This is a genomic window from Streptomyces sp. NPDC127117, from assembly GCF_042677325.1.
Taxonomy (GTDB): Bacteria; Actinomycetota; Actinomycetes; order Streptomycetales; family Streptomycetaceae; genus Streptomyces.
In genome coordinates, this window is sequence record NZ_JBHXTM010000015.1 from 128,640 (window position 1) to 143,294 (window position 14,655).

The window sequence follows — 14,655 nt, forward strand, 5'->3', positions numbered from 1 at the left end:
CCGGGTCAGACGTAGGCGCGGGCTTGTGACTGGTACATCTGGCTGTAGAGGCCCGCTGCGGCGAGCAACTCTTCGTGGGTGCCGAGTTCGGCGATCCGCCCGCCTTGGACGACGACGATCACGTCCGCCATCTGCACGGTGGAGAAGCGGTGCGTGACCAGGACGGTGACGGAGCCGTACGCCTGGCTCACCTCGCGGGACAGCCGCGTGAACCGCTCGTAGAGATCGTGTTCGGCCTTCGCGTCCAGCGAAGCCGTCGGCTCGTCCAGGACCATCAGCAACGGATTGCGCCGCATCGCGCTCCGAGCCAGGGCCAGCCGCTGCCACTGTCCGAGGGAAAGGTCCACGCCATCGAACGTGAGTCCCAATCGGGTGTCCAGGCCGTTCGGCAGCACCGTCTCGATGCCCTGCGCGCCCGCCCGTTCCAGGCCCTCACGTACGGCGTCCGGGTCGTCGATCCGGGCGAGCTTCCCGACCCCGACGCTCTCCCGGACCAAGAACTCCAGCCGCGCGTAGTCCTGGTAGGTGGCGGTCATGCCGGCGCGCCACTCCTCCGTGTCGATGTCGGCCAGATCGACGCCGTCGACGTGCAACGCCCCCGAAGTCGGCTCGTACAGCTTGCTGAGGAGCTTGACGAGGGTCGTCTTGCCCGCCCCGTTCTCCCCGACGACGGCGATGACGCCGCCGGCCGGGATGTCCAGGCTCAGGTCATGGATGACGTCCCGGTCGGTTCCCGGGTACCGGAAGCTCACGTTGCGCAGACTGATGCCCTGTCGCAGTCGGCCCGGTGGGGTGGTGGCGCCTGTCCGCTCCTCGGCGAGACGGTCCTGCAGCCACACGTAACGGTCGGCGACCTGCACGGACTTCAGCAGGCGGCCCAGGACCCAGACGGCATGTCCCACCTGCCCCTGGAGGCGGCCGGCGAGTGTGATCACGAGGATCACCTCGCCGGCCCTCCCCGTTCCGGAAAGGCTCGCATGGATGGCGTAGGCGAGTGCGCCGAGGAATCCCGCGGTGAAGACCAGGAAGCCGCACAGGTTGAGCAGAACCATCTTGAACTCGGCGCGCAGGCGCAGCGAGGATGCCTCGTCCCAGGCTCGCGCCGCGTACCCGCGCAGCGTCTCGGACGAGTTGGTGATGCACACCTCCTTGGCGGACCTCGCCTGCGTGGTGATGTCCAGCAGGTGGTCCGCCAGCCGACCCCGTTCGGCCGCGGCGTCCATGGCTCGCTGCTCCACGGCACGCGCGCGTCGGGTCAGCCAGACGGAAGGCAGCGCCAGTACCACGAGCGCCATCAGCAGCGGGTCGATCACGGCGAGGAAGGAGACCGCCAGGACGATCTGAACCGTGATCGACAATGCCTCCAAGACCGACCAGCAGGAGTCGGCGAGACAGTCGGACTCCTGCCTCAGTGAGGCGATCCGGTCCAGGTAGGCGGGGTCCTCCAGGTGTTCCAGCGTCCTGAGGGTGCCCGCCACCTCGGCGATGTCCTGCTGCACGAGGACATCGACCCGTTGCGAGACCTCCAGACGGAGGCTGAATTGGGTGCGAAAGCCCACCTCCAGCAACGCCTGGCACGCGGCCCCGAGGACGACCGCCGTCAGCACACCGGTGACGTCGTGCTCCCCGGCCCGGTCCACGAGTCGTGCCAGGAGCACACCGATCAGCGACGTCCCCAGCGCGTTGACGACCATGACTACCATCAGGGCGGCCGCGGCCCGCGGTTCGGCGCGAAACGCCATGCCCAGCGAACTGCGGAAGACACGCAGCCGCCTGCGCAGGCGTTGCGACGAGCTCCGCCCGGAAACCGACACAGTCTTGTCCTTCCTCACAGGGCCTGCCCCCCGGCTCCGCTCTCCACGAATCTGGCCGCCTGAAGAGCGAACATCTCCGCGTAGCTGCCGTCGAGGGCGATGAGTTCGTCGTGGCTGCCGGACTCGACGATCCGTCCGTCGCGCAGCAGCACGATCCGGTCGGCCTGTCGCACCGTCGAGAGGCGATGGCTGATCAGGACGACCGTGATCCCGGTGACCCGGGCGATCACCTGGGTGAAGAAGTCGAGTTCCGCCCGGATGTCGAGGTGCGCCGTCGGCTCGTCCAGGACCAGCACCCTGGCTCCGGCCCGCACGGCGAACAGAGCCCGCGCGATGGCGATCTTCTGCCACTGACCGCCGGACAGGTCGACCCCGTCGGCGCGCGTGCGTGACAGTGGTGTGTCCTCACCGTTCGGCAGGGAGTCCAGCAGGGTTCCGGCGCCCGCGTCGTCGACCGCGGCACGGATCAGCGCGTCGTCGGCGTGCTGGGGAGCCGCCAAGGCGATGTTGGCGCGGGCGGACAGGTGAAGCCGGAGGAAGTCCTGGAAGACCACGGCGAGGCATTCGCACCACCGCTCCGGGTCGAGGGTGGTGACATCGGTGCCGTCGGCGGTCACCCGGCCGCTCTGTGGCCTGTGGAGGCCGGCCAGCAGTTTGGTGAGCGTGGTCTTGCCGGCGCCGTTGTCACCGACGATGGCGAGGACTTCCCCGGGGTGGATGTCGAGGTCAAGACCGTCGAGCACGGGTTCTTGATCTCCGTAGGCGAACCGGACACCGGAGAATCGGATGGCGGGCGTGCGGCCCGGCGTCAGGTGCGCGCCGGACTCCTCGGGCTCGGACCGCCCGACGGTGTCCTCGATGCGGGACAGCGCTTGCAGGGCCAGTCGCGCCGGGGCGATGTACATCTGTTCCTGGCCTGCCTGGACCACGGTGAACATCGACATGGCGGCCATCACCGCCGTGGTCAGCGCATCGGCGCCGATGTCGCCGTTCAGCGCTGCGAGACCGGGCCAGAGGAACGCTGTCACCGCGAGCACGAAGACGATGGGTATGAGCCGGAACTCCCCGCGCGCGAGACGACGGCGCACGGCGAAGAGCGCTTGGTGATATCCCTGGAGCTCACGGGTGTGCCGGCCCACCACCCAGGGGCCCAGCCCGAAGACCCGGATCTCCTTGGCCGCGGGAGCGGTGCACACCAGGTCGTAGAGGTAGTTCCCGCGTCTGAGAGTGCCGGCGTACTCGTCCATGGACGTGAGCGTGGCCTCCAGCTCACGCATCACGCGCCGCCTGACCCACAGCACGCCGACGAACAGCACGGCTGCGAGCAGGGGTGACACGTCGGCGATGACCAGCCCCAGTCCCAGTGCGCCCAGCACCTTGGAAACGTTCTGCAGTTGGGCCACCGCGCCGCGGCCGAAGGAACGGCCGCGCCCCTCCGTGTTGTTCACGACACGTGAGAGGTCGTCGGCGACATCGGCCGTTTCCAGGTGGGCGAACGCACTGGGCCGGCCGACCAGGCGGAACAACTGGTCCCGGACCGATCCGTCCGTCCGCCGGGCCAGCAGGGTCGTCAGCGGACCGAGCAACGCCCCGGCGATCCACCCGGCAAGGGTGACCAGGACGAAGACGCCCAGCATGGCCCATGCCCGCCCGCTCCCGCCGTCCCGGCCGACGTCCACGACGGACTGCACCAGTTCACCGGTGACGACCGAGGCCGAGACCGGCACTGCGGTCACCACCAGGAGGCACAGGCCCGTGGCGACCGTTGGGCCTGCGCCGGCATGGCGCAGGACGGGGATGATGTCGAGATGGTGCCTGAGATCGGCACGATGATTGAGAAGTGGCACAGGATGCTCCGCAGCCTTGGTCGTCGTCCAACTCGGGTCCGCAGGAGGAGATCAGCCGATCAGCTGCGGCCTCAGCAGGCTTCCGGCAGGGGAGCCGTGGCGTTCGAGCACACCCGACTCCGACCACCACCGCAGCGTCCGTTCGACGCCCTCGCGCAGACCGACCGGCGGGGTCCGGAGCGAGAACAGGCTGCGCTGGAGAGAGATGTCGGAGCGGAACTCCGGGATCTCGTTGGGCCGCGACCGGGTCCACCGCACCGTGGCGCTCGGGCACAGTTCGCGGACGATGGCGGCAATCTCGAGCACGGACGCAGAGACGCCCGAGCCGATGTTAACTACGGGGACCGGGGCGGCGGCCGTGAGCTGAACGAGTTGGTCGACCACATCGTCGATGTAGGAGAAGTCCCGGCGCTGTGTCCCCGATCCCTCGACGCACAGCGATCCGTCCGTGAGCGCCCCGAGACAGAACCCCGGGATCACGGCGTCCGGTCGCTCTCCGGGACCGTAGACGTTGAAGAACCGGACGACGGTGGTGTCCGTGCCCGAGTCGGCGCACTCCTGGTAGGTGCGGGCGACCATCTCCATGGCCACCTTGGACGCGGCGTAGGGAGACAAGGGGGCCAGCGGCGCCGACTCCTCGGTCGGCAGCCGCGCCGCCCGGCCGTAGACCTCGCAGGTGCTGGCGATGAGCACTCTCGGCACGGCTGCGTCCGCGCAGACCCGCATCAGATGCGCGGTCGACTCCAGGTTGTCCAGGTACTGCAACGGCTGCACGAACGACAGCGGAACGCTCTTGTCCGATGCCAGGTGATAGACGACGTCGACGCCGCTCACGTCGTCGGGAGTGAGCTCCCGCACGCTCTTGCGGACCAGACTGCCGTCCGGATCGGCCAGGGGCTTGACCCGTAGATCGTCGACACTGTGCACCGTCATGCCGGCGGAGCGCAGCGCGGCGGTGAGATGACGTCCGATGAAGCCCGCCCCGCCGGTTACCAGCACCGTGGGCTTCTTCCCTTGCTTGATTTCCGGCATGACCCAATCTCGGATTCAGTAGGGCGTGGTTCTGCGAAGGTGTTGCTAACGGACTTCGTAGCCTTCGAAGATCTGACGGTCCAGTAGGGCGGTGAATTGCGGCGGCGCCGTCTCGTCGGCCTCGGCGGCCGCGAAGTCCCAGAAGATCCTGCGCAGTTCCTCCTCCGAGTATTCTTCGACTTCTGCGGCCAGTTGCTGCTGGGCTTCCCGCCAGATTTTCCCGATCGGCTGGTCCTTGACGTTCCCCAGCGGCTTGGAACTGTAGAGCCGGCTCATCGTCACGTCACCGGTTGCGGATATCGCGATGCTACTGTCACGCACGTGATAAGGGAACATGACGACGTCGTCGATCGGCCGACCGGCCCGTCCGGGCACCAGGTACGGCGCGTTGAGGTTGAGATCGAACTCAGCAGTCGGAACCCGCCGTTGGAATTTCTCCACCGCGGCGTGCAGGGACATGGTTTCCGCTTCGGTGAGCAGGAGGCGATTCCGCCCACCACGGCCGTGTGCGCGGACGAGAATATAGTCCTGTCTGCGAATACCGGCTGTCCGCAGTGCGTCGGTCAGGTCGAAGACGTTCTCCAGGTTCGTCTTCATCACCGTCGTCAGCACCTTGAAGCTGGAGACCCGCTCGTTGAGGTAGACGGAGTTGGTGATGACCTGGTCGTAGGAGTCCGCGAGCCTGATCTTCTCGAACTTCTCACGTGTGCCGTCGATGCTCACGCGGATGGAGTCGATCCCGCTGTCGAGGATTCGGTCCAGCTGGGCCGTGCTGTGGTTGGCCGCGTTGGTGATGAGGGTGACCGTGGAAAGGTTCAGCTCGGGCACCACGTCGATGAGGTTCCAAAAACCCTTGCGTATGGTCGGCTCACCGCCGGTCAGGGTGATCTCGAAGGTACCCATGGAATCGAGTTCGAGCATTACTTCTTTGAGCTGATCGATGGTCAGCATTCGTTTCCGGATGTGGACTGGTATCTCGCCCGTATTGGTGCGGCAGTGAATGCAGCGCAGATCACACGCATATGTGACATCGACACTGGCTCGAACCGGGGCGGAGAACCCGCTCATTTGAACTCCCTCGTTAGGATTCACGGCACGTCGCTGTGGCAGGACCGCTTCTGGTGACGCAGAAGCGTCAGGACCTGACTTCGGCCCGCAGGTCGTACACGCCCATACCGCGCCGTTCGAAGAGACTCTTGACTTCCGCGCGAGCGACTTTGTCCATCCCGTTCCTCGGCAACCTGTCGACAAGAATGGTCACGCGGGGAACGAGTTCGTCGGCCAACACTTCGTACTGCGCGGTTATTTCCTCGGGGCGAATTGCTGGATCCCGGGGGACGACAGCCGCGGCCACGTTGTCGTAGGGCTTTCCAGGAACTTCCAGGCCGACCACGCTGATTTCCTTGACCTCGGGGCACTCACCGAGCATCCGCTCGATCCTGAAAGAGTTCACCTTCAGACCGCTCGGCAGAATCAGCATTTCCTTGTTGCGGCCCACGAGCCGGACACCCTGATGCTCGTCCAGATATCCGACGTCGCCCGTCCGCACCCAGGCCGACTGGAACACGGCGGCTGTCTCTTCGGTATCGCCGAAGTATTCGAGCTTCCCCGAGCCGCCGCTGGCCCGAACGCAGATCTCGCCGATCTCACCGGTCGGCAGGTCCTTGCCCTCCGAATCGACCACCCGCACAGCCGTGGAGTCCGTGCCTCGGCCCAGCAGGTCGGTATTCCGCTCGTCCCAGAGGGTGGTGAGCAGGGCTCGGGCGCTCTCCGTCGTTCCGTAGAGGGAGACGATTCGAGTCTCCGGAAGTCTCCGGGTCAGTGCCCGGCCGATGTGCTCCGGCAGGGGTGAGCCGCCGACTTTCACGTAACGCAGGCAGGAGAAGGTGTCGGGGTCGATCAGCTCCAGGTCCAGCAGAGTGCCGAGGAGAGCCGGCGTCACCATCAGCTCCGACGGCTGATGCCGGGCCACCGTGGCGGCGGTCTGCCGGGCGACCTCGTCCGCATCGCCGTACAGCTCGGGGGTGGACGCGGCAACACTCAGCACCCCGCGCTCCAGATGAGTGATCAGCAGGCCGTGGACGCCCGCGGAACTGTGCGGCTGGAAAAGGGAATGCACACAAGTCTGCTGTCGTCGGACCGGGACGAGTCGGCGTGCTCCGAGCCAGTCGGCGTGGCGGCAGCGCACTGCCTTGTACGCTCCGTTGACGGTGCCCGAGGTGAACACGATGTCCATCACGCTGTCGGGAGACAGTTCCGCGTCCGAATCCGGTGCCCCGGTGGACGTCATCAGGTCGGTCGCATCCACCCACGGCACGTCCGGTCGATGCGCGTGCTCACCCACGATGCACAGGGACACGTCTGTGTGCCGCGCTCTGGACTCGATCCGCTCCGGATGGTTCTCGATCGACACCGGTATCGCCCCGGAACGCATGGTGCCGAAATACGAGACGGCAAAAGTGATCCAGTCCCGCCTGTCGAAAACCAGGCCCACGTGTTCACCAGGTCGGACGCCGTTGTCCCGCAGGGCGTCACGGAAGCCGGCGGAGCGTTCCGCCCACTCCCCGAAAGTGAGTGAGCCCCCCGCCCAGTCCCGAATCGCCAGGTGTTCCGCATCATGGGTGGCACGGAACAGCAGCACATCCAGAACTGATGCGGGGCCGAAAGAAGACTTGGGCACAGGCGTAACCCTTCTTGGCACCATCATCCCCCGATGTCTCAATTCGAGCAGTTACAAGGAAATTGCATCGCGATCGCGGCGGCCGAAATCACGGCTGCACAGGCTCCGGCGCTCAGGTCGATTTCAAGCCGCTCCCACCGGCTTGAACCGGACCGCCAGAACGGCCGGTGAGATGAAAAGGTGTCCCACGGCGACACCTGCCGCGACGCTCTTGTCGAGCAGTTGCACGCATCGCCCCTCGATCGATGCACCAGCGTCGGGCGACGGCACTGTCACCCGTCCCGCTCCCAACTTTCCCCCGGACAAGGTCAACGCTGAGTGGTAAATCGATGCACCGATCGTAGGAATCTTGTCAGAGCGGCGTCAACTGCTTGTAGCACTTAATTTCAAGGAAGTTAACGGACGTAGCGGTAAACAACGTGCAGTGCATCGGTACACAGCCGCCTCATGGGGACTGCGAACCGGACGCGGCCGAGGCGCCCGCCGGCAGGTCGAGAGCGGTTGTGTCCGGGCCCGGGACCGGAGGTCATGGTTCCGGACGGCATCTCGATGAAGAGCCACTCCGGTCGACGCCGCGGCCACCGTTGCGACCGTCTGCTCAGCGATCCGCCGTACGGGTCGGATGCCGGACCGTGCCCGCTGTCCTGTCGGTCCGGACGCAGCGACGTGACGCCATGCGGGACCAGCCATGCCAGGAATCCGTCCAGAAACGGCAGTTGCCCGATGTGACGGACCCCTGCGGGCGGGGCGCCGGATCGACGTATCCGATCCCGACGGCCTCCGGGAGGTGCTGGACGGGATCGGCGGCTGGTCAGGACTACTTGTTCTTCGCGTATGAAGGGACCGATCTGGCGTAGTGAGCGTTGAACGCCGCCAGGCACTGTCCACCCGGCACCCTTGTACCGCTCTGCCTTGCGAACCGGTCCGCACTCGCCCTGCATCGCACACGATGGTCAGGAGTGGGCATTCTTGAGGTGTCTCCAGCAGATGAGGCTTCAGGTGAGGGAGACGAAGGCGTCGTGGCGTTCGGTGCGGCGTGCCCATCGGACGGCGAGGCGTTCGAAGTGGTTTGGAGCAGGGCGAAGGTCTGCTCGGTGTGGATGCCGGCGAGGGCTTGGGCGGTGCCGGGGGGCGAAGGTACAGGGCGCTGCCGGAGCCGTGAGGTGCTGATCCAAGGTGAGGCCCGGGGTATGCAGTCGCCAGTCAGGGGGGTGTCTGCGTCCGGGGCGGCGCCGAGCAGGGGTATGAGGCACGTTCCCTGAACGCGGGCGGAGAGCTGGACCTCGCGGCGGAATCGGGCGCGGAACTCGGGGTCCTCGGCCTGGGCGGAGTGGCGATCCTGACCGCGACCCGCAGGCCGCTGCGATTCACGCCGGCGTGAACGGTGCCCATGCCGCCCGAACCGAGGCGGCCGACGATGCGGTGTGGGCCGACCTGCTTGGGGTCGCCGGGGCGGGCGGGCTGTGCGCGCCCGCCGGAGCGAGCACTGTTCACGGGGGAATCCGTTCTTCTTCTGTGATGGAGCGTCATGGAGTCGACCGCGCCCATTGGAGGAGTCCGCTCAGGCCTGGCCGCTGGAAGGTACCCGCACGCCGCAGCGAGCGGAGGTCAGGCCCCTTCCTGGATGCGGAACTTATCCTTCATGGTCCCTGACGGAAATGCAGCATCTTGTGCGTGGGGACCAGTTGGGGACCACGCGGTGTGCGCGATGGTTCACGCCCCGGACCTCCTGCATACGATCTGCGTCCGGATCAAGTCCGCTATGTCCATAAAACGCCTTTGGCTCCTACTCCCGGGGGACAAGGGGGCGCAGGTTCAAATCCTGCCGTCCCGACTTGTGGGAGTCGCGGATCGAAGGGTCGTTCCAGGGGAATCCGGAGCGGCCCTTCGGTCGTTCGCGGGATCGGTCGGGGACCGCGCGCCCGGCTTCCTCTCGCCCTGCCGACGGCGTGCAACCACCGCTTTTCCGTCCCGAGTTGACCGACGCCGTGCCGGATTCACAGCGGTGCGACGCACCACGCGAGAGCTCGCCGGCCGACGGTATTCGGTCGGGGAGCTGTCGTGGCGGCACTCGGGCGGTGCATGATCGGCGCATGGAGCATCAGCCGAGAACCCTGCCCACCGTCCCGGTTCGCCTGACCGGGCGGAGCATCGTGCTCAGGGAATGGGACGACGCGGACATCCCCGCGCTGATCGAGATGTACGACGATCCGGAGATCAACCGCTGGACGCCCGTGCCCTCGCCGTTCGACGCGGAAGCCGCTCGCGCGTACCTCGGGCGGGCCCGTGCCGCGCGCGCCGAGGGCCGGCTCATGCAACTGGCGATCACTGCCGACGGCGGGCAGCCGCAGGGCGAGGTGCTGCTCTGGCAGGACGACCTGGACGACCGGGACATCGAACTCGCCTACGGTGTCGGGCCCCGGTACCGGCGTCGGGGGCTGGCGTCCGCTGCGGTCACGGCCGCCACCGGGTACGCCGTTCACCACCTCGAAGCCCGGCGCGTGCTGCTCCGGATCGAGGCCGACAACGTCCCGAGCGCCGCCGTGGCACGATCGGCCGGATTCACGCCCACCGCGGACGAACTCGTCGCGCGGGAGGCGAAGGGGCGGCGGGTGCTGCTGCGGACCTGGTGCCACGGAAACGGCGAACCGCCGTCCTGACGGGCCCCGGCGAGCACCCCGGCCAGGGCCACGGCCTCGGACCACTCGGGCCCACTACGCTGGTACGAAGCAGGTGGAAAGGGTCATAGCGGCCTCAGGGAGGCGTGATGATTCAGCAGCCGGTCCTTCTTCCCTACACCGATCCGGCTTTCGTGGCCGACCCCTTCCCGGTCTACCGGCAACTGCGTGAGGACGGCCCGGTACGGCGCGCCGTCATCGCCGGCGGCCTGGAGGCATGGCTCGTCACACGGTACGAGGACGGGCTCGCGGCCCTCTCCGACCCGCGGCTGAGCAGTGACGTCGCCGATGCGACGGACCCCCGGCTCTTCGAGCGGCTGCCCGCGACGGACCGCGGGTCCGTACTGCGCAGCATGCTCCGCACCGATCCCCCCGACCACACCCGGCTGCGTCGCCTGGTGTCCAGGGCGTTCACCGCGCGCAGCGTGGCGGAGATGCGGCCCCGTATCCAGCAGATCGCCGACCGGCTGCTCGACGAGATCGCGCCCACCGGCCACGCCGACCTCGTGGGGAGCTTCGCGCTGCCGCTCCCGGTCACCGTGATCAGCGAACTGCTCGGCGTACCCATGACGGACCGGGGCGACTTCCAGCGGTGGACCGACGACCTGGTCCTGCAGGGGGCCGCGCCGCCGGACCCGGCCCGGACGGACGAGGCGTGGCGGCACATGCACGGCTGTCTGACCGGGCTCATCGGGGCGAAGCGGGCCAGGCCCGGGAGCGACCTGCTCAGCGCCCTGGTGACCGCCCGGGACGAGGAGCGGAGGCTGGACGAGGACGAGCTGATCGCCATGGCCTTCCTGCTGCTGGCGGCCGGTTACATCACCACGGTCAACCTCATCGGCAGCGGGATCGCGGCGCTGCTCACCCATCCCGACCAGCTCCGCCGGCTGCGGGAGGACCCGGTGCTGCTGCCGGGGGCGATCGAGGAGTTCCTGCGCTTCGACGGGCCGGTCAACCCGGGCATCGCCCGGTTCGCGCGCGAGGACGTCACCATCGCGGGGGTGGACATCCCGCGCGGCGCGACCGTGCTCGTGGCATCGGCAATCGCCGACCGCGACCCGGACCACTTCCCGGAACCCGACCGCCTGGACATCTCCCGGCAGGACAACGCCCACCTGGCGTTCGGACACGGCATCCACTACTGCCTGGGGGCGCCGCTGGCCCGGCTGGAGGGCCGGATCGCCATCGGCGCCGTCCTGCGCCGCCTGCCCGATCTGGCCCTGGCCGTGCCGCCCGGCGATCTGCGGTGGCGGCCCGGAGGGCTGCGCGGCCCCGAGCGACTGCCCGTCACCTTCAGAGCCGGAGCCCCTGCCTGAAGGCGCCCACCGGGTCGCGCGCCGGCTCAGTCGAAGAGCTTGTCCAGGAACGCGTCGAGGTTGCTCCTGGTCCGCTCCACCTGCTCCGCCACCGTCAGGCTCTCCCTGAAACGAGCCCCGGGCGCCGCGATCTTCCTGCCCCGGACATACAGCGAACAGGCGAGGTCGGTGCACATGTAGAGGCCGACCGAATTGCCCTCGCGCCCCGCCGTGCCCGTCTTGCGGGCGGTCATCAGTGAGACGCCGCTCCCCGGATGCGTGGTGAGGCACAGCGAGCACATGCTCCGATGGAGAAAGCCGCGCTGCTGGGAGGGGAACCGGAGCGTCACGCCGATGAGTTCGCCGTCGCGTTCGGTGACGAGGTAGCTGCGCCCGGGGGCGGAGAGATCCCGCCACCCCAGGAAATCCAGATCGTCCCAGGGCTGTTCGTCCAGATCGCGGGGGAGCGGCAGACGCTTGGCCTCCCCCTTGGAGCAGTTGATGAACGATGCGCGGATGTCCTGCTCATTCACGGCCTTCATGCGAGGACGCTAGCTCTGCCTATGATTACTAGGCAAATGATTAATGGGGCAAGGTTATGCGTCGTTACCGGCGCCGTCCGCGCCGTCCGCGCCGTCCGCGCCGTCCGCGCCGTCCGCGCCGTCCGCGATCATCAGCCGGTGCGCGGGCGGGTGCTCGATCGAGAGGTCCGGGCGCCAGGCCGCGAGCACCTGGGCGGAGGGGTCGAACAGCGCCCCGGGCAGGGCTTCGGGCTCCGTCCACTGCCAGGCGCCGATCAGATGTGGCTCGGTCACCCGCGGCTCTCCCGACCGTAGGGTCACCTCGGCGCCCATCGACACCCGGTTGATGCCCCCGACCACGTCGTGGAGCATGGCGAAGACGCGTACGCCCGCCGCATCCACTTCCAGTCCCGTCTCCTCGCGCAGCTCACGGACGGCCGCCTCGGCGATGGACTCGTGGGTCGGGTCGACCTTGCCGCCGGGCAGCTCCCAGGTTCCGCCGTGGTGCCTGCCGAGGAGGATCCGTCCCCGACCGTCCTGCACGACGATGCCCACCCCGAGCGCCGCCTGTGCCTTCGGCGGGCGGGTGTTGCGGGAAGAGGTGTCCGCGGGCGTGGTCGTCATGGTGCTCCCTGTGTTCCTCGCAGAAGAGGAGGGCGCAGGCGCAGGGCCCGGCACTCCGGTCGTACGGGGCAGCCTACGGACCACGGCGTCGCCGCCCTCCGCGCGGGCCGCGCCAGGGAGCAGCGGCCGGGCGGGCGAGCGGTCAGTGGTCCGTCGGTCACATGGCGCGGGCGGTCAGACGGTCAGGCGCAGCGAGGTCGCCGAGATGCCGAGCCGTACCGTCTGACCCCATGTCAGCTCCAGTGCGTCCGTCTCCATCCCGTCGCCGAAGACCACCAGCCGGTCGGACTCGACGGTGAGCCTCAGCCACTCTTCGCGCCCCAGCTCGCCCGCGACCTGCGAGGTGCCGGTCGCGGGGGACGGCCAGGCTTCGCGGACGAACCAGAGGAGGCGCGGGTCGGTGGGCGCCGGGAGGCGGAGCGCGCTGTGGCGCTCCTGCCACAACGAGCGGATCCAGCCCGTGGCGCCGGTGCCGGTGCCGACGAGTACGCCCGAGGATGCCTGCGGTTCGACGGGCGCGTCGGGGGCGTCCGGGCCGAGCCGGTAGCGGGCGGTCTGATGGCCGGGCGGGCCGAGGTAGATCTCGTTGAGGGCGAGGAGGCGCTGGGTGTCGTCGGACACCGCCTCGACCATGGTGAGTTCGTCCGCCGTGCCGCCGGGGGACACGGCCGCCCGGAGCAGGGCAGCCGCGTCGCGGGGCCGGTGGCGGACGAGCACGCCCGGATTGCGTCCGGGGTCGGTGTCGATGCCCACCACGGGCTGGCCGGAGAGGTACTTGGCCGCGTTGGCGACCAGTCCGTCCTGCCCGACGACGACCACCACGTCCTCCGGCCCGAAGAGGAAGCGGTCGAGATCCGCGCGCTCCACCCGCGACTGACGCCACTGGAGCGGTACGCCCGCCGCCACATCGGCCAGCGCCTGTCGGGTCTGCCGGTGCCGGCGTGCCACCTCGTCGATGGAACGGCCGCGGCTGGACAGGAAGAACGCGGCCTGTCCGTGTGTGCCGTGCCGGGTCAGCAACTCCTCGTACTCGGTGGTGCGGTGGACCAGTACCGCGCGCGGGGCGAGGCTCATGCCCGGGTCTCCGGGCCGGCGCTGCCGAGCTTGCTGAGCAGTCCGGTGAGTACGTCGGGGGAGAGGGTGAGGCTGTCGATACGCGGCAGGTTCTCGGCGAGCCGTGTCGCCGCCAGGGCGTGCAGGGTCGCGGCATCCACCTCGCCGTGCACCCGCAGCCAGGCCGCCTGGGACTCCGCCTGTGCGGCGCCGACCTCGCGGGCGGCTTCGGCCTCGGCACGGGCCAGCCGCACCTTGCGTGCCGCCTCGGCCTCGGCGCGCACCCCGTCCGCCGCCGCGTTCTCCTCGGCCTCGCGGCGGGTGTTGGTGCCGCGCTGCTCGACCAACTGCTCTTCCCTGCGGGCCAGTTCGATCTGACTGGCGAGCTCGTTCTCGGCGATGGCCCGTTCCCGTTCCACGGCCACCGCGCGGCGCTCGTAGGTGGCCCGGTCGGCCTCCTGCTGGATCTGCTCGCGGGCGGGGGTGCGCAGGGCGCGCTCCACCTCGGCCTCGGGGCGGATCGCCACCACCCGTACCGCGACCACATCGATCCCGGTGGCGGGCAGTCGCGGTTCGGCGGCGAGCCCTGCCGCGACCCGGTCGCGTACCGATGCGACACCGTCTACCAGCGCCTCGGCCAGCGCGGTCCTGGCCAGTACGTCCAGGGTGTGCTGCTGGGCGGTCTCGGTCAGCAGGGTGGCGATCTGCTCCAGCGGCGCACCGCGCCAGACCCCGGTGTCCGGGTCGACCGAGAAGTCGAGCCGGGCGGCCGCCTCGGCCGGGTCGCTGATCCGGTACGTCACGGTGGCCTGCACGGTCACGTCCTGGAAGTCGGAGGTGCGGGCGTGGAACGCCATCGCCAACTCCCGGTCGTTCACCGGGACTTCCGAGAGTGCGGCGCTCAGCGACCGGTACCAGAAGCTCAGCCCCGGCCCGTCGTGGGCCAGCCGGCCGCGCTTGTGGTGGCGGATGTGTGCGGTGGGTGCGGAGCGCAGATGGCGCCAGCCGAAGCGCCTGGTGATGTCGGCCATGTCGGGCCCCCCTCTTTTTCTCGTCATGAAGACGATAAAGGGAGGGGTTGTTATCGTCAAGGGGACGAGAAAAGGGTGTA

Annotated in this window: 12 protein-coding genes; 3 read left to right on the forward strand and 9 right to left on the reverse strand. The window is 68.7% G+C overall.

The features are described from left to right. Positions 1-5: 5 nt before the first annotated feature. The 5 genes from ACFVH0_RS15960 to ACFVH0_RS15980 all read right to left on the reverse strand — a co-directional run bounded on the left by ACFVH0_RS15960 (position 6) and on the right by ACFVH0_RS15980 (position 7,334). Entirely contained in the window at positions 6-1,814 is a 1,809-nt protein-coding gene (locus ACFVH0_RS15960) for an ABC transporter ATP-binding protein (protein ID WP_385820499.1), read from the reverse strand. Between the two features lie 14 nt (positions 1,815-1,828). After that, positions 1,829-3,661, reverse strand: a complete 1,833-nt coding sequence (locus tag ACFVH0_RS15965) for an ABC transporter ATP-binding protein (RefSeq protein ID WP_385820501.1) — start codon at positions 3,659-3,661, stop codon at positions 1,829-1,831. Between the two features lie 51 nt (positions 3,662-3,712). Continuing rightward, on the reverse strand, positions 3,713-4,693 hold the full coding sequence (locus ACFVH0_RS15970; protein ID WP_385820503.1) for an NAD-dependent epimerase/dehydratase family protein: 981 nt from the start codon (positions 4,691-4,693) through the stop codon (positions 3,713-3,715). Positions 4,694-4,738: 45 nt separating this feature from the next. Next, complete coding sequence (locus ACFVH0_RS15975; RefSeq protein WP_385820505.1) at positions 4,739-5,761, reverse strand: radical SAM/SPASM domain-containing protein; 1,023 nt, start codon at positions 5,759-5,761, stop codon at positions 4,739-4,741. Between the two features lie 67 nt (positions 5,762-5,828). Beyond that, the gene (locus tag ACFVH0_RS15980) at positions 5,829-7,334 is read right to left on the reverse strand and encodes a class I adenylate-forming enzyme family protein (RefSeq protein ID WP_385820507.1); all 1,506 of its coding nucleotides are present in this window, start codon (positions 7,332-7,334) and stop codon (positions 5,829-5,831) included. Between the two features lie 72 nt (positions 7,335-7,406). On the opposite strand from ACFVH0_RS15980, the gene ACFVH0_RS15985 reads away from it, so the two are divergent. The 3 genes from ACFVH0_RS15985 (at position 7,407) to ACFVH0_RS15995 (ending at position 11,367) form a co-directional block, all read left to right on the forward strand. Further along, positions 7,407-7,544 carry a hypothetical protein gene (locus ACFVH0_RS15985; RefSeq protein ID WP_385820509.1) on the forward strand — a complete coding sequence of 46 codons (138 nt, stop codon included), beginning with the start codon at positions 7,407-7,409 and terminating at the stop codon, positions 7,542-7,544. A gap of 1,922 nt (positions 7,545-9,466) precedes the next feature. Then, positions 9,467-10,033, forward strand: a complete 567-nt coding sequence (locus ACFVH0_RS15990) for a GNAT family N-acetyltransferase (RefSeq protein WP_385820511.1) — start codon at positions 9,467-9,469, stop codon at positions 10,031-10,033. A 107-nt stretch (positions 10,034-10,140) separates the two neighbouring features. Then, the gene (locus tag ACFVH0_RS15995; RefSeq protein ID WP_385820513.1) at positions 10,141-11,367 is read left to right on the forward strand and encodes a cytochrome P450; all 1,227 of its coding nucleotides are present in this window, start codon (positions 10,141-10,143) and stop codon (positions 11,365-11,367) included. Between the two features lie 26 nt (positions 11,368-11,393). On the opposite strand, the gene ACFVH0_RS16000 is transcribed toward ACFVH0_RS15995, so the two are convergent. The 4 genes from ACFVH0_RS16000 to ACFVH0_RS16015 form a co-directional block, all read right to left on the reverse strand. Next, positions 11,394-11,888 carry an FBP domain-containing protein gene (locus ACFVH0_RS16000; RefSeq protein ID WP_385820516.1) on the reverse strand — a complete coding sequence of 165 codons (495 nt, stop codon included), beginning with the start codon at positions 11,886-11,888 and terminating at the stop codon, positions 11,394-11,396. 54 nt (positions 11,889-11,942) lie between these two features. Continuing rightward, a complete protein-coding gene (locus ACFVH0_RS16005; protein WP_385820518.1) occupies positions 11,943-12,491 on the reverse strand; it encodes an NUDIX hydrolase in 549 nt (182 codons plus the stop codon). Positions 12,492-12,665: 174 nt separating this feature from the next. Then, positions 12,666-13,565, reverse strand: coding sequence for a hypothetical protein (locus ACFVH0_RS16010; protein WP_385820520.1), 900 nt, complete (start codon positions 13,563-13,565; stop codon positions 12,666-12,668). Next, the gene (locus ACFVH0_RS16015; protein WP_385820522.1) at positions 13,562-14,575 is read right to left on the reverse strand and encodes an SPFH domain-containing protein; all 1,014 of its coding nucleotides are present in this window, start codon (positions 14,573-14,575) and stop codon (positions 13,562-13,564) included. Before ACFVH0_RS16015 ends, ACFVH0_RS16010 begins: the two co-directional genes overlap by 4 nt. Positions 14,576-14,655 lie beyond the last annotated feature (80 nt).